Raw genomic sequence first — 337 nt, forward strand, 5'->3', positions numbered from 1 at the left:
GCTAGAAATAGACTTTCAAGTAATTCTTTTAATCGAATATAGAAGACACTTTTTCCTTGTAAACAGTGCTCGTGACCCAAGGCACACGCGAGGTAGGTTTTGCCACAGCCGGTGGCGCCTGTAATTAATATATTCTGATGTAAACTCAGCCAGGTGCTTTGGCTGAGGCCGCGTATTTGTGCTTTATCTAGATTACGCTTCGGCGAGTAAATGAGTTGATTTAACTGACCCGGTACACGGAATTTTGCTTGTCGCACCAATCGCTCTATTTTTCTTTGGTCACGCGTATCAATTTCATGCGTTAGCAATAAACTGACGCGCTCTATAAAGCTTTGTT

Annotated in this window: 1 protein-coding gene; it reads right to left on the reverse strand. The window is 42.7% G+C overall.

The window, feature by feature from the left end; translation table 11 throughout:
- On the reverse strand, positions 1-308 hold a 308-nt coding region (locus AAEY55_RS18175; protein ID WP_350552624.1), incomplete at its 3' end, for an ATP-binding protein.
- Positions 309-337: the final 29 nt, after the last annotated feature.

The organism is Pseudoalteromonas sp. 120-MNA-CIBAN-0494, assembly GCF_040308885.1.
GTDB lineage: Bacteria > Pseudomonadota > Gammaproteobacteria > Enterobacterales > Alteromonadaceae > Pseudoalteromonas > Pseudoalteromonas nigrifaciens.